Source organism: Pantoea sp. X-Soil-YNGN-844 (assembly GCF_059730595.1).
Genome location: NZ_AP036007.1, coordinates 810374 through 832203 on the forward strand (window position 1 = coordinate 810374; position 21830 = coordinate 832203).

The following is a 21830-nucleotide window of genomic DNA, read 5'->3' on the forward strand; positions in this document are numbered from 1 at the left end:
AAAGGACGGCAAGCATACGTGGCCGGCTCGTCTCTGGTATTGATTAACGGCAAAAAGTGCAGCAACTTTAATCATTTCGCCGGTTTATTCAGCGGGATGCAGGGCCACACAGAGTTGCTGCGCCGCCAGCAGCAGTCGCGGGCCTGGCCGGCTCAGCCAGTCCTCGTTGATGGCAATCACCGGCACAGTGAGCTGTGGCCGCCAGAAGTCACGGATGTTCTCCGCCTGCTGTGCACTGCCCGCTGTCACCACGGCCTGAGGATGGCGCATCAGTACCTGCTCACGGCTGACCTGTGGCCAGCTGACGCGGCTGTCGGCAAAGATATTCCTGCCACCACATAATGTAATAATCTCATTCTGCAGCGTGGCTCTGGCGGCGGTAAAAAGCGGCTGCTGTCCAAACTGCAAAAAAAGCGGAACCGCAGTCAGGTGAGTATAGCGCTGACGCAGTGCGGCTTCCTGCTGCCGTAACGCCTGGGCAGCTCTGCTTGCCTGTTCCGGGCTGGGACTCCAGCGGCCCAAATCGGCCAGCGCTGTGAACATCTCATCCAGCGTCTGCGGATCAATCCATTTAACCGGTACGCCGAGCTGCTGCAACTGGTCAATCTGTCGCTGCGGATTACCGCCGCGCCAGGCTAAAACCAGATCCGGTTTGAGCTGCAGAATGCGTTCGGCTTTGATGCCCTGCCAGTTGGCAACCTGCTCAATCTGTTTCGCCTGCGGCGGATAGTCAGACCATGCACTGACCGCAATCGGCGTAATTCCGGCAGCAAAGGCGAGTTCGGTAAGGTGTGGAGCGAGGGTGATAACTCGGGGTGGGGAGGCAAGCAGGCTGCCGCTCAACAGCAGCAGCCAGCAGAAAAGCAGCGTTTTAGCCACGCGCCAGATGCGCCAGCAGGTTCTCCACCAACAGCGAAGATTGCTTCGCCGCTACGCTTAAGAACTCATCAAAGCTCAGGTGAGATTCCTTATCGGCCACGTCGGAAATCGCACGGACCACCACAAACGGTATCTGGAACTGATGACAGACGTGACCGATGGCAGTCGCTTCCATCTCAACGGCAATTGCCTGCGGGAACAGGTTGCGAATGCGCGCCAGCGGTTCGGCACCATTGATAAAGGCATCGCCGCTTACCACCAGACCGCGTACGGCATTCAGATCCAGCTGCTTAATACAGGCTTCCGCCGCAGCAATCAGCTTGCTGTCGGCCACAAATGCGGCCGGACAACCCGCCATCTGACCCGGCTCATAACCAAAAGCGGTAACATCAGCATCGTGATAACGCACTTCGTCTGACACCACGATATCGCCGACGCTGAGCGACGGCGCTAAACCGCCTGCCGAACCGGTGTTGATCACCACATCGGGTTTGCAGAGCTGCAGCAGCAGCGTGGTGCCCAGCGCCGCAGAGGTTTTACCAATGCCCGATTTCAGCAGTGCCACCTCAACGCCCTGCAGGGTGCCGGTATAGATTTCACAACCCGCCAGCGACAGCGTTTGACGGTTTTCAATTTTGTCGCGCAGCAGTGTGACTTCCTGCTCCATCGCGCCAATAATGCCTGCTTTCATAGTGAGTTCCGCTAATGTAAAGAATCAAAATTTAGGGCATAGTCTACCATGGCATCCAGGGGATTAATTCACGAAAAAGTCAGGGGTAATTCATGTCGGCGATCAATTTCAGGAAGAAGATCAGCTTCTCGCGCCCTTATACCAGTCGAAAAGATCCGGAAGGCGAATATTACATTACCCGCCATTTTGAGAGCGACCGTGGACGGATTATCAACTCCGCTGCCATCCGGCGACTGCAGCAGAAAACGCAGGTCTTTCCGCTGGAGCGCAATGCCGCCGTCCGTTCCCGACTGACACACTCGCTGGAGGTGCAGCAGACCGGACGCTACATCACCAAAGAGATCCTGCAAACCCTGAAGATGCAGGGCGGACTGGCGCAGTATGGTCTGGATGAGCTTGAAGGCGCATTTGAAAGCCTGATCGAAATGGCGTGTCTGCTGCATGACGTGGGTAATCCGCCGTTTGGTCATTTTGGTGAGGCTGCCATTAACGACTGGTTTGAAGAGAACCTGGCTGCCGAACTGGTCGATCCGCTGGTGGCAGGCGTTGAAGGGGATGCGCAGCGTAAAGCCTTTGATGAGCTGAATGCCATGATACGCCAGGATCTCTGCCATTTTGAGGGCAACGCGCAGGCTATCCGTATGGTTCACACCCTGCTGCAGCTCAATCTCAGCTACTCTCAGGTCGCCTGTATCCTCAAATATACTGCTCCTGCCTGGTGGCAGGGTGAAAAGCCCGCCGAATTTAGCGTGTTAATGAAAAAGCCCGGTTTTTATCTCTCCGAGCAGGATTATATTGCCGACCTGCGTGCTGCCACCAATATGGAAGAACATCACCGCTTTCCGCTCACCTATATAATGGAAGCGGCGGATGATATCTCCTATTGTATTGCCGATTTGGACGACGCTGTAGAAAAAGATATCTTTAATGTTGAGAGTTTGTTTGAATTTCTCAATAAAGCCTGGGGGCCGGTAAAAAATAATGATGCCTTTAGCCGGACTATTGGTGAAGCCTGGCGGGAAGCCTGCAGTAAAAAACGCCGCAGCCGCAGCGATCAATTTTTTATGTCATTACGCGTAAATGTTCAGAGCGTGCTGGTCAGTTACGCGGTGAAACGTTTTGTTGATAATCTTCCTGCAATATTCGAGGGAAGTTTTAACCATGCGCTGCTGGAAGATGAGGGTGAAGAGGGCCGTTTACTGCAACTCTTTAAGACCGTTGCGCGCCAGCAGGTGTTTAATCACTCCGAGGTTGAACAGCTGGAGTTGCAGGGTTACCGCGTGATTAAAGGGCTGCTGGAGATCTATCAGCCGCTGATGCGCCTTAATTATGAAGCCTTTACCACGCTGATGAATGAGGATTTTTTACGCCAGCACCCGATTGAAACGCGGCTTTTTCATAAGCTCTCCGGGAAACACCGCAAAGCCTATTTGCACAAGATGCGTAATCTGGTTGTGGAGCATAAATATCAGCGGCTGTTGTGGGAACGTTATTATCGCTTCCGGCTTATTCAGGATTATATTAGCGGCATGACCGATCTCTATGCCTGGGATGAGTACCGGCGGCTGATGGCAGTAGAATAAGCCGCCGATTGTAAAGAGCGCGAATAAATTTTTACCTTTGGCTTAAACTTTTAAAGGAACTTCGCGCTAAAACATTTATCTCACCTTTCGACCACAGCAATGGTCTGAACAGTAATCTTATTGAGAAACGAAAAATGAAAAAAAAGACTTTAGTGTTAAGTGCGCTGGCGTTGAGCCTGAGCATGGCGCTCGCCCCTGTTACTGTTTCTGCTGCGCAAACGGCCTCTTCCGAAAGCCAGCAACTGCCAAGCCTGGCTCCCATGCTGGAGAAGGTGATGCCGTCTGTGGTCAGTATCAGCGTTGAGGGCACCACCACAGTAAAAACCCCACGCATGCCGCAGCAGTTTCAGCAATTCTTTGGCGACAATTCGCCATTCTGTCAGGACGGTTCCCCGTTCCAGGGTTCACCCATGTGCCAGAACGGTGGCGGTGAAGGTGGTAATGGTGGCGCACCCGCCCCTGATACCCAGCAGGAAAAATTCCGTGCACTGGGATCGGGCGTGATTATCAACGCCGAAAAAGGCTACGTGGTGACCAACAACCACGTGGTGAATAATGCCACCAAAATTCAGGTGCAGCTCAGCGACGGTCGTCGCTATGACGCAAAAGTCATTGGCAAAGATCCGAGTTCCGATATTGCGCTGGTGCAGCTGCAGGACGCTAAAAACCTGACCGCAGTGAAAATCGCCGACTCTGACAGCCTGCGGGTGGGTGATTACACCGTGGCAATCGGTAACCCGTATGGACTGGGTGAAACCGTAACCTCCGGTATCGTCTCGGCACTGGGACGCAGCGGCCTGAATGTAGAAAATTACGAAAACTTTATCCAGACGGATGCGGCGATTAACCGGGGCAACTCCGGTGGTGCGCTGGTTAACCTCAACGGTGAACTGATTGGGATTAACACCGCTATTCTGGCGCCGGATGGCGGCAACATCGGTATCGGCTTTGCTATTCCGAGCAACATGGTGAAAAACCTGACGGCGCAGATGGTTGAGTTTGGACAGGTTAAACGCGGCGAGCTGGGCGTGCAGGGCACGGAACTGAACTCCGAACTGGCAAAAGCGATGAAAGTCGATGCACAGCGTGGTGCATTTGTCAGCCAGGTACTGCCAGATTCTGCAGCTGCAAAAGCGGGCATCAAAGCGGGTGACGTGATTGTCTCCATGAACGGCAAACCGCTGAGCAGCTTTGCTTCGCTGCGTGCAGAAGTGGGTTCACTGCCGGTTGGCACTACCCTGAAACTGGGCCTGCTGCGTGACGGCAAACCGGTCGATGTTTCTGTTCAGTTGCAGCAGAGCAGCCAGGCGAAAGTGCAGTCCGCCACCATTTACAACGGCATTGAAGGGGCTGACCTTAGCAATGTTGAAACCGGTGATAAAGGCGTTCGCGTTGATAATGTGAAAGCGGGCAGCGCCGCAGCGCGTATCGGCCTGAAGAAGGGAGACGTGATTCAGGGCGTTAACCAGCAGCCGGTAACCAACCTCGGCGAGCTGCGCAAAGTCCTTGATACCAAGCCAGCCGTTCTGGCGCTGAATGTGAAGCGCGGCGACAGCAGCATCTACCTGCTGATGCAGTAACGGAACGACCACTGATGAAGAGGCGGACTGCGGTCCGCCTTTTTTATGTCCGGCATTTGCCCTGGCAGAGTGTGATGCTCACCGCAAATTCGGCAAATGACCGCCTGGCTCTGTGCAAATGCACAATGTTCTGCCTGCTTTCCATGCGTATTCTGTTTCTCCCCCCTCTTTTTCAGGAGTAATGGATGGCTACCTATCACCTTGATGCCCGGCTGGCACAGGATATCGTGGCGCGCACCATGAAAATTATTGACAGCAATGTCAATGTGATGGATGCGCGGGGCCGTATTATCGGCAGCGGTGACCGGGAACGCATTGGGGAGTTGCACGAAGGTGCGCTGCTGGTGCTTTCGCAGGGTCGCGTTGTCGACATTGATGAAGCGGTGGCTAAACATCTTCATGGCGTACGGCCCGGCATTAACCTGCCGCTGCGCATTGATGGTGACATCGTCGGGGTGATTGGCCTGACCGGCGAGCCGCTGGCATTGCGGCACTACGGCGAGCTGGTCTGCATGACCGCAGAGATGATGCTGGAGCAGGCGCGGCTTCTGCATATGCTGGCACAGGACAGCCGTCTGCGTGAAGAGCTGGTGCTGAATCTCATCCGCAGCGATACCCTGTCGCCACAGCTGACCGAATGGGCTCAGCGGCTCGGCATCGATCTCAACCAACCGCGTGTGGTGGCCGTTCTGGAGGTGGATAGCGGTCAGCTTGGCGTCGACAGCGCGATGTCAGAGTTACAGCAGCTGCAAACGCTGCTGACCACACCGGAGCGCGATAATCTGATCGCCATTGTCTCACTGACCGAAATGGTGGTGCTGAAACCAGCCCTGAATGGGCATGGACGTTACGATCAGGATGATCATCGCCGCCGCGTTGAGCAGTTGCTGCAGCGGATGAAAGAGAGCGGACATCTTCGGATGCGCATCGCGCTGGGTAACTTCTTTACCGGGCCGGGCAGCATCGCACGCTCTTATCGGACGGCGCGCACCACCATGATGGTGGGCAAGCAGCGTATGCCCGAAGTGCGTAGCTATTTTTATCAGGATCTGGTGCTGCCGGTGCTGCTCGACAGTCTGCGCGGCGGCTGGCAGGCCAATGAGCTCGCCCGGCCGCTGGCGAAGCTCAAGAGCATGGATAACAACGGTTTGCTGCGCCGCACGCTAATCGCCTGGTTCACCCATAACGTCCAGCCGAGCGCTACCGCACGTGCACTGTTCATTCATCGCAATACGCTGGAGTACCGTCTGAACCGGATTTCTGAACTGACGGGACTGAATCTGGGCCATTTTGACGACAGGCTGCTGCTCTATGTGGCTTTGCAACTGGATGAGCAGGGGTAGAGGGCAGGTTTGCGGCATAAAAAAAAGGCCAGCAAAGCCGGCCTCTTGTGTCGGACAGGACATTAACGGCTGTTACGGGTTAATTTTTCCAGGTCCGATTCAATTTCCGAGATCTTGTGGGCGACCACGCTTTCCAGGTGACGCAGGTCATCCAGAATTTTGCGTTTCAGATCCACTTCAACCTGATCGCGCTGGCAAATCTGGTCCAGTTCATCGATAACATAACGCAGATTCGGGCTGATTTCCTGAACTTCTTTGTAGCCCTGCGTCGCGTGATCGGCAACGACAGTTTTACGCTGGCGCGGATATTTGAATTTAACGCTCTTCGCGAAAAACTCGCCTTTATCTTTGCGGAAGTAGATCTTCAGAATGTCGTTATTGGCTTCCTGACGCAGGCTGTAGCGGTCAATGTCGTCCGGGTTACTGATACCTAAGCTTTTCAGATTGTCATACATAGCGTTGTTTCCATCAAAAGTAAGAAGCGCGCAGACTTGTTCATGACGTCCGTCAACTGTAGACATAAATAAGCGGGATGAACATTGCGCGACAGGATTTAACTGGCGCGGATTATGACCTGGATAAAAACTAAACGCATCAGTTAATTCGCGGCGCGAAGCATGTTATTTGATAATGACTGTAAAGAAAAGATGACGGGCTGGTTTCCAGCCCGTCAGTTAAATCAGTCGATAGTGCGCAGCAGTTCGTTGATACCGGTTTTACCCAGCGTTTTCGCATCCACTTTCTTCACGATAACGGCACAATAGAGGCTGTAGCTGCCATCCTTAGACGGCAGGTTACCTGAGACCACGACGGAGCCGGCAGGCACACGACCATAATGTACTTCGCCTGTTTCGCGGTCATAAATTTTGGTGCTCTGACCGATGTAAACGCCCATTGAGATCACTGAGCCTTCTTCAACAATCACGCCTTCAACGATTTCAGAGCGTGCGCCAATGAAGCAGTTGTCTTCGATAATGGTCGGGTTGGCCTGCAGCGGTTCCAGCACGCCACCGATACCCACGCCGCCAGAAAGGTGAACGTTTTTACCAATCTGTGCACAGGAGCCAACGGTCGCCCAGGTGTCCACCATGGTGCCTTCATCCACGAAGGCGCCAATGTTGACGTAAGAAGGCATCAGCACCGTGTTGCGGGCGATATAGGCACCCTCACGCACAGCCGCAGGCGGCACGACGCGGAAGCCTGCTGCTTTGAAACGCGTTTCATCCCAGCCGGCAAACTTCATCGGCACTTTGTCGTAAAAGCGGGTTTCTGAACCTTCCATTACCTGATTGTCATTGATGCGGAAAGAGAGCAGCACTGCTTTCTTCAGCCACTGATGCGTTACCCACTCGCCGTCGATCTTCTCAGCAACGCGCAGCTCACCGCTGTCCAGCAGAGAGATCACCTGGTTGATGGCATCACGGGTTTCGCTGTCAACGCTGGCAGGTGTGATGTCAGCGCGACGTTCGAAGGCGGATTCAATAACGCTCTGTAACTGTTGCATATTTTTTTCCTGATCTGTCATGTGCGATGCCGGGCAATAACCTGGCACAAGTAAAGAGATTAATGTTTACAAATCGAGTCTGGTCACACTTTATCGTTTGGATTAAGGGCCTCTGTCAACCGTTGTTGCAACGCTTTGCGCATTTCTTCGTCCAGCGCCTGACGTTCACTGTTAGCCAGAATAAACAAATCTTCAACTCGCTCGCCAATGGTGCTGATGCGTGCGCCGTGCAGTGAGACACCGAGATCGGCAAAGACTTCACCCACGCGCGCCAGCAGGCCAGGCTGATCCAGCGCCACCAGTTCAAGGTAGCTGCGACGGTCGGTGTGCGTCGGCAGGAAATTGACCTCGGTATCCACGCTGAAATGCCGCAGTTTGGCCGACGGACGACGGGTTCGTGGCGGCACCCAGTCAGACTGGGTGATCGCCTGCTCAAGCGCCTGAATGATCATCGGATGGCGATCCGGCGACAGCGGGCTGCCATCCGGTTCCAGCACAATAAAGGTATCCATGGCCATGCCGTCGCGGCTGGTAAAGATTTGCGCGTCGTGGACGCTGAGATTGCGCCGGTCGAGTTCTCCGGCGACGGCGGCAAACAGGTGCGGACGATCGGGGCTCCAGATGAAAATTTCGGTTCCGCCGCGTGTGGCCTGCGGGCTGACCAGCACTAATGGTTTCTTCAGGTCATGAACCAGTAAGTGGCGTGCATGCCAGGCAATCTGATTCGGCGTATGGCGCAGGAAATAATCTGCGCGGCAGCGATTCCAGATCTGGTGCAGGCGCTCTTCATCGATGTTGTCCATCCGTAGCAGCGCCAGTGCCTGCAGACGATGGTGACGCACCCGCTCACGCAGGTCCGGACTGTTTTCCATGCCGCGTCGCAACTGCTTCTCGGTGGCGAAAAAGAGCTCGCGCAGCAGGCTCTGCTTCCAGCTGTTCCACAGGCTTTCGTTGGTGGCGCAGATATCGGCGACGGTCAGGCAAACCAGATAGCGCAGCCGGTTCTCATTCTGCATCACCTCAGCGAACTGCTGGATCACTGTCGGGTCCTGAATATCGCGCCGTTGCGCCGTCACCGACATCAACAGATGATGGCGAACCAGCCAGGCCACCAGCTGCGTTTCACGCGAGTTCAGGCCATGCATTTCAGCGAAATCGAGCGCATCCTGTGCGCCGAGAATAGAGTGATCGCCGCCGCGCCCTTTGGCAATGTCGTGCAGCAGTGCGGCCATCAGCAGCAGCTCCTGCTGCGGCAGGCGCGGCCATAACTCTACGCACAGCGGATGCTGCGGACGGGTGGTTTCATTGGCGAAGCTTTCCAGCTTCTGCAACACGCGGATAGTGTGCTCATCCACGGTGTAGGCGTGGAACAGGTCGAACTGCATCTGCCCGACAATATGGCCCCACAGCGGCGTGTAAGCCCATAACACGCTGTGACGGTGCATCGGCACCAGTGCCCGGCTGACCGCGCCGGGATGGCGCAGAATCGACATAAAGGTACGTCGCGCTTCCGGAATCTGGCACAGCGGCTGTTTAAGGTGACGACGCGCATGGCGCAGATGACGGAGGGTAGTGGAGTAGATACCCTTGATGCTGTCGTTACGCACCATGACATAAAACATACGCAGAATTGCCTGCGGTTCGCGGGTAAACAGCGTTTCGTCGCGCAGGTCGATCAAATTGCCACGCAGCTGGAAATCGTCATCGACAGGTCTCGGTTTTTCGCTGGTAGAGAGCGCCAGAATCGCTTCATCAAACAGCTGCAGCAGCATCTGATTCAGTTCTCCGATGCGCCGCGTGACGCGATAGAAATCTTTCATCATCCGCTCGACTGGCTCATTGCCTTCACCCTGGTAATTCAGGCGCTGCGCCACGCTGAGCTGGCGATCGAACAGCAGGCGATTATCGTAGCGGGGCAGGGAGAGGTGCAGGGCAAAGCGGATGCGCCAGAGAAATTCCTGGCATTCGTTGAGTTCGCTGCGCTCCGCGTCGGTGAGGAAACCAAAGCCAACCATCTCATCCAGTGTCGTGGCACCAAAATGGCGTCGGGCGACCCACTGCAGCGTATGGATGTCGCGCAGGCCACCGGGGCTGCTTTTGATGTCCGGCTCAAGGTTATAGCTGGTGCCGTGGTAACGCTTGTGGCGTTCCTGCTGTTCTTCGATTTTGGCGGCAAAGAAGGTGGATGAGGGCCAGAAACCATCACTGAAGATGTTTTTCTGTAATTCCAGAAACAGCGCCACGTCACCGGTCAGCATCCGTGATTCAATCAGGTTGGTGGCAACGGTCAGGTCAGACAGTCCCTCCAGCAGACACTCTTCCAGCGTGCGGACGCTGTGGCCCACTTCCAGCTTGAGGTCCCACATCAGCGTCAGCAGATCGCTGGTACGCTGGGCAGCCTGTTCATTCAGCGGCTGGCGGCTGAGGATCAGGACATCAATATCAGAGAGCGGATGCAGTTCGGCACGGCCATAGCCGCCCACGGCGACCAGCGCGATAGAGGGCATCGCATCAAAGCCAAAGAAGCGCCACAGGCGACGCAGCAGCCGATCGATAAACAGCGTGCGGGCATCTATCAGCGGCTCAACGGCTTCACCGGCATCAAATGCGGCAGCCAGATGCTGCTGAAATTGCTCCAGCCGCGGCTTCAGAATGTCGCGGGTCAACTGGTCGTCACCCCATTCGGCTGGCGAATCGACCAGACCGTTTTTTACCTCTTCCGACAGACTCACGCTCATGCAGCTCTTCTCTTTTTTAGCCAAAAAAAAGCCGGCTCATCGCCGGCTTGATCTGCGTGAAGAAAATTACCCTTCAGCAACGAGCACGGCAGGGATCGTGTCATCTTTACGCAGGGTTAAAATCTCACAGCCGTTTTCCGTCACCACAATAGTATGCTCATACTGTGCGGACAAGCTGCGATCTTTGGTTTTTACCGTCCAGCCATCTTTCATGGTGCGGATGCGGTAATCACCGGCATTGACCATCGGTTCTACCGTGAAGGTCATACCCGCCTGCAGTACAACGCCGCTATCATCGGCATCGTAATGCAGCACCTGCGGCTCTTCGTGGAATCCCTTGCCGATGCCGTGACCACAATATTCGCGCACAACAGAGAAGTCGTTCGCTTCAACATATTTCTGGATAGCACGACCCAGCTCGCGCAGACGAATGCCGGGCTTAATCAGACGCAGGGAAAGATAGAGGCTCTCCTGCGTGACGCGGCACAGGCGCTCACCCTGAATGGTCGGTTTACCAACGATAAACATCTTTGAGGTGTCGCCATGGTACTCATCTTTAATTACGGTGACGTCGATATTGACGATATCCCCATCTTTCAACGGGCGATCATCGCTGGGAATGCCGTGGCACACCACTTCGTTAACGGAGATGCAGACCGACTTCGGAAAGCCGTGATAGCCGAGGCAGGCAGAGACCGCCTGTTGCTTTTGAATAATGTGCTCGTGGCAGATGCGGTCCAGCTCACCGGTGGTCACACCCGGTTTCACGTAAGGTTCGATCATCTCCAGCACCTCGGCGGCCAGTCGGCCTGCGACGCGCATTTTTTCGATTTCTTCAGGGGTTTTAATTGAAATTGCCATTAAATTAATCCGCATTTGTCGAAATTTTCGACAATAATAAGTTCTGTGCTGTCATGTTAGCAGCCAGCAAATGGGCTGCCAAATAGAGAACGCGCTGGCCTCTGTCAGCGATGATTTATTGGCGTCACTGGGCTGGTTGTGATATAAAGCGCGCCGACGATTCTCTGTATGGCCGTTTCGGTCAGCAGGAAACGCATAACTCTCATTATGTGTACTAAAACACACATGTATCGACACATACGCCGGGGTGCCTTGAAAGAGGTCGGTCGTATGGGATACATGGAGGCCCAACCCCAATCAAACTTTAGAGGTTTTATCATGGCAACTGTTTCCATGCGCGACATGCTCCAGGCTGGTGTTCACTTTGGTCACCAGACCCGTTACTGGAACCCAAAAATGAAGCCATTCATCTTTGGTGCACGTAACAAGGTTCACATCATCAACCTGGAAAAAACTGTACCTATGTTCAACGAAGCTCTGGCTGAACTGAACAAGATCTCTTCCCGTAAAGGTAAGATCCTGATCGTAGGTACTAAGCGCGCTGCTGCTGAAGCGGTAAAAGAGTCTGCACTGAGCTGCGACCAGTTCTTCGTAAACCACCGCTGGTTGGGTGGCATGCTGACTAACTGGAAAACCGTGCGTCAGTCAATCAAACGTCTGAAAGATCTGGAGATTCAGTCTCAGGATGGTACTTTCGACAAACTGACCAAAAAAGAAGCGCTGATGCGTGCGCGTGAGCTGGCCAAGCTGGAAAACAGCCTGGGCGGTATCAAAGACATGGGCGGTCTGCCAGACGCGCTGTTTGTTGTTGATGCTGACCACGAACACATCGCAATCAAAGAAGCAAACAACCTGGGTATCCCGGTATTTGCTATCGTTGATACCAACTCAGATCCAGATGGCGTTGATTTCGTTATCCCAGGTAACGACGATGCGATCCGTGCTGTAAACCTGTACCTGACTGCCGTTGCGACTACCGTTCGCGAAGGCCGCTCTCAGGACCTGGCTGAGCAAGCTGAAGAAGCGTCTTTAGAAAACGCTTAATTAAGGTTTGCTCTGCATAAGAGCCCTTAGCATTCAGATGTGATCTGTAAGGGGCCTATAGTGGCCCCTTTATTTATCTAAGTCTGTTACGCCCCCAACCGGACGGCGGGACAGAGTAAATTTTCCGCAAATAAGTGTCTGCATGTACGTATGTACACAGGCACGAACCGAGGATTCTGGAATGGCTGACATTACCGCTGCATTGGTAAAAGAACTGCGCGAGCGTACTGGCGCTGGCATGATGGATTGCAAAAAAGCGCTGACTGAAGCGAACGGCGACATTGAGCTGGCGATTGAGAACATGCGTAAGTCTGGCGCAATCAAAGCAGCGAAAAAAGCAGGCAACGTTGCTGCTGATGGCGTAATCAAAACCAAAATCGTTGGCGACTACGGCGTGATTCTGGAAGTTAACTGCCAGACTGACTTCGTAGCAAAAGATGGCGGTTTCCAGGCGTTCGCAGACAAAGTTCTGGATGCGGCTGCCGCTGATCGCGTTACTGACGTTGAAGTCCTGAAAGCGCAGTTTGAAGAAGAGCGCGTTGCACTGGTTGCTAAAATCGGTGAGAACATCAACATCCGTCGCGTTGCAATCCTGGAAGGTGCAGAGCTGGGCAGCTACCTGCACGGCGCGCGTATCGGCGTTCTGGTTTCAGCGAAAGGCGCTAACGAAGATCTGATCAAACAGATCGCGATGCACGTTGCAGCGAGCAAGCCTGAATTCGTTAAGCCAGAAGACGTTTCTGCTGACGTGGTAGATAAAGAGTACCAGGTTCAGCTGGACATCGCGATGCAGTCTGGTAAGCCAAAAGAGATCGCAGAGAAGATGGTTGAAGGCCGTATGAAGAAATTCACTGGCGAAGTCTCTCTGACGGGTCAGGCTTTCGTTATCGACCCAAGCAAAACCGTTGGCCAGGCTCTGAAAGAGCAGGGCGCTGACGTGATCAACTTCATCCGCTTCGAAGTGGGTGAAGGCATCGAGAAAGTTGAGTCTGACTTCGCTGCAGAAGTTGCAGCAATGTCCAAACAGTCTTAATGCTCTGAAAGAACCGCCAGATGGCGGTTCTTTTTTGTCTGTGAATCGCAACAGACACGTTTTCAGTTTCATCCCAATAGCATTTTCTTTGCGGTAAGCGGATGATCGATCAGAATTTACTTCTCCTTTACACCCAATCTTCCAGGAAGAACTGACCATGGCGACCAACGCAAAACCTGTTTATCAACGTATCCTGCTTAAACTCAGCGGCGAAGCTCTGCAAGGCGCTGAAGGTTTTGGTATCGACGCGAGTGTGCTTGACCGCATGGCACAAGAGGTAAAAGAGCTGGTTGAGCTGGGCATCCAGGTTGGCGTGGTAATTGGCGGAGGGAACCTGTTCCGCGGCGCGAGCCTGCAGCAGGCAGGTATGAACCGCGTCGTAGGTGACCACATGGGTATGCTGGCAACCGTGATGAACGGCCTGGCGATGCGTGATGCACTGCACCGCGCCTATGTGAATGCACGCCTGATGTCAGCGATTCCACTGAATGGCGTGTGTGACAACTACAGCTGGGCAGAAGCGATCAGCCTGCTGCGTAACAACCGCGTCGTCATCTTCTCCGCCGGTACCGGCAACCCGTTCTTTACCACCGACTCTGCGGCGTGTCTGCGCGGCATTGAGATTGAAGCGGACGTGGTACTGAAGGCGACCAAAGTTGACGGCGTTTACTCTGCCGATCCGGTGAAAAGCCCGGACGCGACGCTGTATGATCAACTGACCTATGCCGAAGTCCTGGATAAAGAGCTGAAAGTGATGGATCTGGCGGCCTTTACCCTGGCTCGTGACCACAAATTACCTATCCGTGTTTTCAACATGAATAAACCTGGCGCCCTGCGTCGCGTAGTGATGGGTGAAAAAGAAGGCACCCTGATTACGCATTAATACCCGAGGCGAGATAAAATAAGGTATATTCTGTCAGCGCGATGAGAATGCATCGCGCACCAGTCAGGATTATCGATGATTATCGATCCCGCTTCCGGTTATGCCGGAACTGGCCAGGTCAAACCGAATCCAAGGGTTTCAACGTGATTAACGACATCAAAAAAGATGCTGACACGCGCATGGAAAAATGCGTTGAAGCATTCAAAACTACCATCAGCAAAGTGCGTACCGGTCGTGCGTCACCTTCGCTGCTCGACGGCATCGTCGTCGAATATTACGGCACGCCGACGCCACTGCGTCAGCTGGCTTCTGTCACTGTGGAAGATTCACGCACGCTGAAAATCAACGTGTTTGATCGTTCACTGAGCCAGGCAGTCGAAAAAGCGATCATGAAGTCCGATCTCGGTCTGAACCCAAGTTCAGCCGGTACTGACATCCGTGTTCCGCTGCCAGCGCTGACAGAAGAGCGTCGTAAAGATCTGATTAAAATCGTGCGCGGCGAAGCCGAGCAGGGCCGTGTGTCGGTACGTAACGTCCGTCGCGATGCCAACGATAAAATCAAAGCGCTGCTGAAAGATAAAGAAATCAGCGAAGACGACGAACGTCGTGCGCAGGACGAAGTGCAAAAAATGACCGATGCGTACATCAAGAAAGTTGATGCTGCACTGTCAGAAAAAGAAACGGAGCTGATGGATTTCTGATTCCATCACTGCCGGACAAAACGCCGTACAGAGAGGTATTCGTATGAATGCGACATCTGGCGGCGTTTTACATTGTGCCTGCGGGCACGCTGACTTTACACGGATAGCCTCATGAAGCGATTAACTCTGCTGGGATCCACCGGCTCGATCGGCACCAGTACGCTGGCGGTGGTTCGCGCTAACCCAGAGCTTTATCAGATTACGGCGCTGGTTGCCGGCCATAACGTGGCGCTGATGGCCGAACAGTGTGCAACCTTTACGCCACGCTACGCCTGCATGGCAGACGAAACCTCTGCCGCTGCGCTGCGTGAGCGACTGAGAGCAATCAGGGTTAATACTGAAGTGCTCTCCGGCGTTCAGGCAGCCTGTGAGCTGGCCGCGCTGGATGAGGTGGATCAGGTGATGGCGGCCATTGTCGGTGCGTCAGGTTTACTGCCAACGCTGGCCGCCATTCGCGCTGGTAAAACGGTACTGCTGGCCAACAAAGAATCGCTTGTCACCTGCGGCCGTTTATTTATGGAGGCGGTGCGGCATCATAACGCGCAGTTACTACCGGTCGACAGCGAGCATAACGCCATTTTTCAGAGTTTACCGGCTACCATCCAGCATCAGTTAGGTTACGCTGACCTGCGGGATAATGGCATTGAGTCAATTATCCTTACGGGATCGGGTGGTCCTTTTCGTGACACAGATTTAGCGGATCTCAGCGCCATGTCGCCAGATCAGGCCTGTGCACATCCGAACTGGTCGATGGGGAGAAAAATCTCTGTCGATTCGGCCACCATGATGAATAAAGGTCTTGAGTACATTGAAGCCCGTTGGTTGTTTAATGCCAGCGCAGCGCAGATGGAAGTGATCCTTCACCCACAGTCGGTGATTCACTCTATGGTGCGATACTGCGATGGCAGCGTGCTGGCTCAGTTAGGTTCTCCCGATATGCGTACGCCCATAGCCCATAGCATGGCCTGGCCTTCGCGCATCAAAGCAGGCGTGACGCGGCTGGATTTTACCCGCATGTCGGCGCTGAGCTTTGCAGAACCTGATTTTAGTCGCTACCCCTGCCTGAAACTGGCCATTGATGCCTGTGATGCAGGGCAGGCGGCGACCACCACGCTGAATGCAGCCAACGAGGTTGCCGTCGCGGCTTTCCTGAATCACCAGATCCGCTTTACCGACATCGCGGCGCTTAATAGTGCGGTGATGGCGGCACAGGTGTGTCCGGAGCCTGATTCGGTGGACGCTGTCCTTGAAATTGATCGCTCCGCGCGCGCGCTGGCGGCAGAAATGTTGCCGCGCTTCACGTCGTGAAGCCGATCGTTATGAGGCCATTTGTTCGCTTCAGGTGAAAATGGTATAGTCGCTGGCTCGCGTTTCACGGTCTGTCACCGAATTCGGTGTGGCCCGGCACCAAAAGCGTGTCGGGATTTGAATCGGGCGCAATGTATTCAGAAACCACAGCATTTCTGATGAAAGGAATTGGTTAAGCGTTATGTCGTCTAACAATCACAACAACACTGATGACCAGCAGGGAAACGGTCCGCGCCACGTCGCTATCATCATGGATGGCAACGGTCGCTGGGCCAAAAATCAGGGAAAATTGCGTATTTCAGGCCACAAAGCGGGCGTTAAATCGGTGCGCCGCGCCGTCAGCTTTGCGGTCAGCAACAATCTTGAAGCCCTGACGCTTTACGCCTTCAGCAGTGAAAACTGGAGCCGTCCGGCGCAGGAAGTCACCGCGTTAATGGAACTGTTTGTCTGGGCGCTCGACAGCGAAGTGAAAAGCCTGCACAAACACAATGTTCGCTTACGCGTCATTGGCGATACCAGCCGTTTCAGCCCGCGTATTCAGGAACGTATTCGCCGTTCTGAGACGCTGACCGCAAATAATAGTGGCCTGACGCTCAACATTGCTGCCAACTATGGCGGCCGTTGGGATATTATCGAAGGCGTGAAAAAACTGGCTGAGCAGGTGCAGGAAGGATTACTGCGTCCTGACCAGATTACCGAAGAGAGCCTGACGTCGCAGCTCTGTATGCAGGAGCTGGCGCCAGTGGATTTAGTGATAAGGACCGGGGGAGAGCATCGGATTAGCAACTTCCTGCTGTGGCAGATTGCCTATGCTGAATTCTATTTTACCGATGTGCTCTGGCCGGATTTCGATGAACACGTTTTTGAAGGTGCACTGAATGCATTCTCTCTGCGGGAGCGTCGTTTTGGCGGCGCTGCACCAGGCGGCGCCTGAGCAATCTGGGGGTAACCTTTGCTGAAGTCTCGTCTGATTACCGCGTTGATATTAATTCCGCTGGTAATAGCTGCACTGTTCTGGTTACCACCTGTGGGCTTTGCCCTTACAACCATCGTTATCTGCATGCTGGCCGCCTGGGAATGGGGTCAGTTTGCAGGGATGGCATCACGTCAACAGCGCGTCTGGCTGGCTGTACTTTGTGGTCTGCTGCTGGCGCTGATGCAGTTTACGTTGCCGCCTTATCAACACACGGTGCATCTGCCCCAGGTCGCGACATCGCTTTGGGCGTCGCTGGTGTGGTGGGTCGTTGCGCTGCTGCTGGTCCTCTCCTATCCCGCCTCTGCGGCCTTCTGGCGTCATTCGCGCCCGCTCCGCTTACTGTTTGGCGTATTAACGCTGGTGCCTTTTTTCTGGGGCATGGTGGCGCTGCGCCAGTATCACTACGAAACCGATCACTTCGCCGGTGCCTGGTGGCTGCTGTTTGTGTTGCTGCTGGTGTGGGGTGCGGATTCAGGTGCCTATATGTTTGGCAAGATGTTCGGCAAACACAAGCTGGCACCGAAGGTCTCGCCAGGTAAAACCTGGGAAGGCTTCCTGGGCGGCCTGGTCTCCTCTGCGCTGATTGCGCTGCTGTTTGCCTCGCTGGCGCCGCTGACGGTCTCTACCGGTACGCTGGTGATTTGCGCGGTTATCGCAACGCTGGCCTCCGTGCTGGGCGACCTCACTGAGAGTATGTTTAAACGTGAAGCGGGTATCAAAGACAGTGGCAATCTGATACCGGGTCACGGCGGCATTCTTGATCGCATTGATAGTCTGACTGCGGCGGTGCCGGTGTTTGCCTGTTTATTGCTGCTGGTGTTCCGCACCCTTTAAGGACAGGCAAAGATGTTGAGCATAATCTGGAGTTTCTTCGCCTTTATCGTTGCGCTGGGCGTGTTGATTACCGTTCATGAGTTTGGCCATTTCTGGGTCGCTCGTCGCTGTGGCGTCAAAGTTGAGCGCTTTTCCATTGGGTTTGGTAAGTCGCTCTGGCAGCGCCGTGACCGCCACGGCACGGAATTTGTCATCGCGCTGATTCCCCTTGGTGGCTACGTAAAAATGCTCGACGAACGTGTCGAAAGCGTGCCAGCCGAGCTGCGTCATCAGGCTTTTAATAATAAAGCCGTCTGGCAACGTGCCTCCATCATCGCGGCAGGTCCTGTCGCTAACTTCCTCTTTGCCATCTTTGCCTACTGGGTTGTGTTTATTCACGGCGTGCCTGGTGTGCGCCCGGTAATCGGTGAAATTTTAAACGGTTCGGTCGCTGCGGAAGCGCAAATTGCGCCCGGCATGGAACTTAAGGCCGTTGACGGTATCGAAACGCCTGACTGGGATGCTGTGCGTATGGCGCTAGTGGGTAAAATCGGCGACAGCAGCACCACGTTAACGGTGGCACGATTTGGCGAGGACGCAACTCAGCAGAAGCAGCTGGATTTGCGTAACTGGCAGTTTGAGCCTGACAAGCAGGATCCGGTCGTCGCGTTAGGCATTCAGCCTCGCGGTCCGCAAATTGAGACCACACTGGCAGAAGTACAGGCGAATTCGCCAGCCAGCGAAGCCGGTTTGCAAGCAGGCGACAGGATCGTTAAAGTCGATGGTCAGCCATTATCGCAGTGGCAGACGTTTGTTACCCAGGTCCGGGACAATCCCGGCAAAAGCATGACGCTTGAGGTGGATCGCGGCGGTGAATCAATTGCGCTGACGATGACGCCAGAAGCGAAAGCTGGCACGACAGCGGGCTTTGCGGGTGTGATTCCGCGCATTGTTCCGCTGCCCGAAGAGTACAAGACGGTAAGGCAGTATGGCGCGTTTGCGGCTATCGGTGAGGCCAGTGTAAAAACCTGGCAACTGATGAAGCTCACCGTTTCCATGCTGGGCAAGTTAATAACCGGTGATGTGAAGCTGAACAACCTGAGCGGGCCAATCTCGATTGCGCAGGGTGCAGGGTTGTCAGCGGAGTATGGGTTGATTTACTACCTGATGTTCCTGGCGTTGATTAGCGTCAACCTGGGCATTATCAACCTGTTCCCTTTGCCGGTTTTAGATGGTGGGCACCTGCTGTTCCTGGCGATCGAAAAGATCAAAGGTGGACCGGTGTCCGAGCGAGTTCAGGACTTTAGTTATCGCATCGGCTCAATTTTGCTGGTGCTGTTAATGGGGCTTGCACTTTTCAATGATTTCTCACGTTTGTAACCGCTGGAACGCGAACATTCGAGGGATGTGTTAGGAAAACGCATAACAACGATGGCGATGAAAAAGTTGCTCATAGCGTCGCTGCTGTTTAGCAGCGCCACCGTTTACGGTGCAGACGATTTCGTGGTGAAGGATATTCATTTCGAAGGGCTGCAGCGAGTCGCCGTCGGCGCGGCTCTGCTGAGCATGCCAGTACGGGTTGGCGATACGGTGAATGACGATGATGTCAGAAATACCATTCGCTCGCTGTTCGCTACTGGCAACTTTGAGGATGTTCAGGTCCTGCGAGACGGTACAACGCTGATTGTCCAGGTCAAAGAACGTCCTACCATTGCCAGCATTACCTTCACCGGTAACAAAGCGGTGAAAGAGGATCAGCTCAAACAAAATCTGGAAGCTTCAGGTGTCCGTGTCGGCGAAGCGCTGGACCGTACTACCATCTCTTCTATCGAGAAGGGACTTGAAGACTTCTATTACAGCGTCGGTAAATATACCGCCAACGTGAAAGCCGTGGTCACGCCACTGCCGCGTAACCGCGTTGATCTGAAGCTGGTCTTTACGGAAGGTGTCTCTGCCAAAATTCAGCAGATCAATATCGTCGGTAATAAGGCCTTCAGCTCCGATGAACTGATCTCCCGTTTCCAGCTGCGCGATGAAGTGCCATGGTGGAACGTGGTCGGCGATCGTAAATACCAGAAGCAGAAACTGGCGGGCGACCTCGAGACCCTGCGCAGCTTCTATCTGGATCGCGGTTATGCCCGCTTCAACATCGATTCGACTCAGGTCAGTCTGACGCCAGATAAAAAAGGCATCTACATCACGGTGAATATCACCGAAGGCGACCAATACAAAATCGCTGGCGTGATCGTCAATGGCAGCATGGCGGGCCATTCCGCAGAAATTGAGCATCTGACCAAAATTCCGGCAGGCGAGCTTTATAACGGCGCCAAAGTCACGAAAATGGAAGATGACATCAAGAAACTGTTGGGGCGCTATGGCTATGCCTATCCGCGCGTAGCCACACAGCCTGAAATCAACGACGCCGATAAAACCGTAAAATTGCATATCAACGTCGATGCGGGTAACCGCTACTACGTGCGTAACGTCCGCTTCGAAGGTAACGACACCTCTAAAGATTCGGTGTTACGTCGCGAAATGCGTCAGATGGAAGGCGCATGGCTGGGCAGCGATCTGGTTGAACAGGGTAAAGAACGTCTGAACCGTACCGGTTACTTTGAAACCGTGGATGTGGATACGCAGCGTGTGCCTGGTTCGCCGGACCAGGTTGATGTGGTCTACAAGGTTAAAGAGCGTAACACCGGTACCTTTAACTTCGGCGTCGGCTACGGCACCGAAAGTGGTGTGAGCTTCCAGGTCGGGGTAACGCAGGATAACTGGCTGGGCACCGGTAATACCGTGGGCATCAGCGGCACTAAAAACGATTACCAGACCTATGCTGAATTCTCGCTTACTGACCCTTACTTCACCGTTGATGGTGTGAGTCTGGGTGGTCGTCTGTTCTACAACGACTTCAAAGCGGACAATGCGGATCTTTCTGACTATACCAACAGAAGTTATGGTCTGGATGGCACGCTTGGCTTCCCGGTTAACGAAAACAACACCCTGCGTGTGGGTCTGGGCTATGTCCACAATGACCTGTCAAACATGCAGCCGCAGGTTGCGATGTGGCGTTATCTGGATTCAGTCGGCAAGCCGCAGCAGTTGAATGACAAAGGCGAATTCTCAGCCGATGACTTCACCTTTAACTACGGCTGGACGTACAACACGCTGGACCGCGGCTTCTTCCCGACATCCGGTAACCGTACCAACCTGAACGGTAAGGTAACGATTCCAGGCTCAGATAACAGCTTCTATAAGGCCACGCTGGACACCCAGCAGTATGTGCCGATTAACCAGGATCGCACCTGGGTGCTGCTGGGCCGTGGTCGTGTCGGCTATGGCGATGGTCTCGGCGGCAAAGAGATGCCGTTCTATGAGAACTTCTACGCCGGTGGTTCAAGCACCGTGCGTGGCTTCCAGTCCAACACCATTGGACCGAAAGCGGCTTACTACAATAACAACTCGTCGAACTGCCGAATCGCCGATCCGAATGGCGTCTGTAAGTCTGACGATGCGGTGGGCGGTAACGCCATGGCGATTGCCAGCCTTGAGCTGATTACGCCAACGCCGTTCCTGAGCGAGAAGTATGCTAACTCGGTGCGTACCTCGGTGTTTGTCGATACCGGTACCGCATGGGATACCCATTGGGAAAATACCGCTGAAACACGTGCGGCGGGTATTCCTGACTACAGCGATCCAAACAATATCCGCGTATCAAGCGGTGTGGCGCTGCAGTGGATGTCACCGCTCGGCCCGCTGGTGTTCTCGTATGCCCAGCCGATTAAGAAAGTCGATGGAGACAAGTCAGAGCAGTTCCAGTTTAACATTGGTAAAACCTGGTAATGTTCTGAGCATGGATGCATAGCTGAAGTCTTGCTGCCGGGCAGCATCTG

The 21830-nt window shown here is 54.2% G+C and carries 18 protein-coding genes; 12 read left to right on the top strand and 6 right to left on the bottom strand.

Annotation, left to right across the window (positions count from 1 at the left end):
- Positions 1-84 precede the first annotated feature (84 nt).
- The gene (btuF, locus tag AC6I8C_RS03525; protein WP_095706170.1) at positions 85-879 is read right to left on the bottom strand and encodes a vitamin B12 ABC transporter substrate-binding protein BtuF; all 795 of its coding nucleotides are present in this window, start codon (positions 877-879) and stop codon (positions 85-87) included.
- Positions 872-1570, bottom strand: a complete 699-nt coding sequence (gene mtnN / locus AC6I8C_RS03530) for a 5'-methylthioadenosine/S-adenosylhomocysteine nucleosidase (RefSeq protein ID WP_497821628.1) — start codon at positions 1568-1570, stop codon at positions 872-874. Before mtnN ends, btuF begins: the two co-directional genes overlap by 8 nt.
- A gap of 92 nt (positions 1571-1662) precedes the next feature.
- Here mtnN and dgt point away from each other — a divergent pair, with 92 nt between their 5' ends.
- The 3 genes from dgt to AC6I8C_RS03545 all read left to right on the top strand — a co-directional run bounded on the left by dgt (position 1663) and on the right by AC6I8C_RS03545 (position 6076).
- On the top strand, positions 1663-3153 hold the full coding sequence (gene dgt, locus AC6I8C_RS03535; RefSeq protein ID WP_013356831.1) for a dGTPase: 1491 nt from the start codon (positions 1663-1665) through the stop codon (positions 3151-3153).
- Positions 3154-3287: 134 nt separating this feature from the next.
- Positions 3288-4733 carry a serine endoprotease DegP gene (gene degP / locus AC6I8C_RS03540; RefSeq protein WP_497821629.1) on the top strand — a complete coding sequence of 482 codons (1446 nt, stop codon included), beginning with the start codon at positions 3288-3290 and terminating at the stop codon, positions 4731-4733.
- A gap of 185 nt (positions 4734-4918) precedes the next feature.
- Positions 4919-6076, top strand: coding sequence for a CdaR family transcriptional regulator (locus AC6I8C_RS03545; RefSeq protein WP_013356833.1), 1158 nt, complete (start codon positions 4919-4921; stop codon positions 6074-6076).
- Positions 6077-6138: 62 nt separating this feature from the next.
- Here AC6I8C_RS03545 and AC6I8C_RS03550 read toward each other — a convergent pair whose 3' ends face one another.
- The 4 genes from AC6I8C_RS03550 to map all read right to left on the bottom strand — a co-directional run bounded on the left by AC6I8C_RS03550 (position 6139) and on the right by map (position 11179).
- On the bottom strand, positions 6139-6531 hold the full coding sequence (locus tag AC6I8C_RS03550; RefSeq protein WP_033731626.1) for a DUF3461 family protein: 393 nt from the start codon (positions 6529-6531) through the stop codon (positions 6139-6141).
- Positions 6532-6755: 224 nt separating this feature from the next.
- A complete protein-coding gene (gene dapD / locus AC6I8C_RS03555) occupies positions 6756-7580 on the bottom strand; it encodes a 2,3,4,5-tetrahydropyridine-2,6-dicarboxylate N-succinyltransferase (protein WP_497821630.1) in 825 nt (274 codons plus the stop codon).
- 83 nt (positions 7581-7663) lie between these two features.
- Positions 7664-10318: a bifunctional uridylyltransferase/uridylyl-removing protein GlnD gene (glnD, locus tag AC6I8C_RS03560; RefSeq protein WP_497821631.1), complete on the bottom strand. Its 2655-nt coding sequence runs from the start codon at positions 10316-10318 to the stop codon at positions 7664-7666.
- A gap of 66 nt (positions 10319-10384) precedes the next feature.
- On the bottom strand, positions 10385-11179 hold the full coding sequence (gene map, locus AC6I8C_RS03565; RefSeq protein WP_497821632.1) for a type I methionyl aminopeptidase: 795 nt from the start codon (positions 11177-11179) through the stop codon (positions 10385-10387).
- A 318-nt stretch (positions 11180-11497) separates the two neighbouring features.
- Here map and rpsB point away from each other — a divergent pair, with 318 nt between their 5' ends.
- The 9 genes from rpsB (at position 11498) to bamA (ending at position 21780) form a co-directional block, all read left to right on the top strand.
- A complete protein-coding gene (rpsB, locus tag AC6I8C_RS03570) occupies positions 11498-12223 on the top strand; it encodes a 30S ribosomal protein S2 (protein WP_033731630.1) in 726 nt (241 codons plus the stop codon).
- A gap of 181 nt (positions 12224-12404) precedes the next feature.
- Positions 12405-13256: a translation elongation factor Ts gene (gene tsf / locus AC6I8C_RS03575; RefSeq protein WP_013356839.1), complete on the top strand. Its 852-nt coding sequence runs from the start codon at positions 12405-12407 to the stop codon at positions 13254-13256.
- A 157-nt stretch (positions 13257-13413) separates the two neighbouring features.
- The gene (pyrH, locus tag AC6I8C_RS03580; RefSeq protein ID WP_013356840.1) at positions 13414-14139 is read left to right on the top strand and encodes a UMP kinase; all 726 of its coding nucleotides are present in this window, start codon (positions 13414-13416) and stop codon (positions 14137-14139) included.
- Positions 14140-14282: 143 nt separating this feature from the next.
- Positions 14283-14840, top strand: a complete 558-nt coding sequence (frr, locus tag AC6I8C_RS03585) for a ribosome recycling factor (protein WP_033731632.1) — start codon at positions 14283-14285, stop codon at positions 14838-14840.
- A 111-nt stretch (positions 14841-14951) separates the two neighbouring features.
- Positions 14952-16148 (top strand): 1-deoxy-D-xylulose-5-phosphate reductoisomerase, encoded by a 1197-nt coding sequence (gene ispC / locus AC6I8C_RS03590; protein ID WP_497821633.1) that lies wholly within the window; start codon positions 14952-14954, stop codon positions 16146-16148.
- A gap of 181 nt (positions 16149-16329) precedes the next feature.
- Positions 16330-17082 carry a (2E,6E)-farnesyl-diphosphate-specific ditrans,polycis-undecaprenyl-diphosphate synthase gene (gene ispU, locus AC6I8C_RS03595; protein ID WP_009091989.1) on the top strand — a complete coding sequence of 251 codons (753 nt, stop codon included), beginning with the start codon at positions 16330-16332 and terminating at the stop codon, positions 17080-17082.
- A gap of 18 nt (positions 17083-17100) precedes the next feature.
- Positions 17101-17958 (top strand): phosphatidate cytidylyltransferase, encoded by an 858-nt coding sequence (cdsA, locus tag AC6I8C_RS03600; RefSeq protein ID WP_013356843.1) that lies wholly within the window; start codon positions 17101-17103, stop codon positions 17956-17958.
- Positions 17959-17970: 12 nt separating this feature from the next.
- Positions 17971-19317 (top strand): sigma E protease regulator RseP, encoded by a 1347-nt coding sequence (gene rseP / locus AC6I8C_RS03605; RefSeq protein ID WP_161735492.1) that lies wholly within the window; start codon positions 17971-17973, stop codon positions 19315-19317.
- Between the two features lie 51 nt (positions 19318-19368).
- Entirely contained in the window at positions 19369-21780 is a 2412-nt protein-coding gene (bamA, locus tag AC6I8C_RS03610) for an outer membrane protein assembly factor BamA (RefSeq protein ID WP_013356845.1), read from the top strand.
- The last annotated feature ends 50 nt before the right edge of the window (positions 21781-21830 follow it).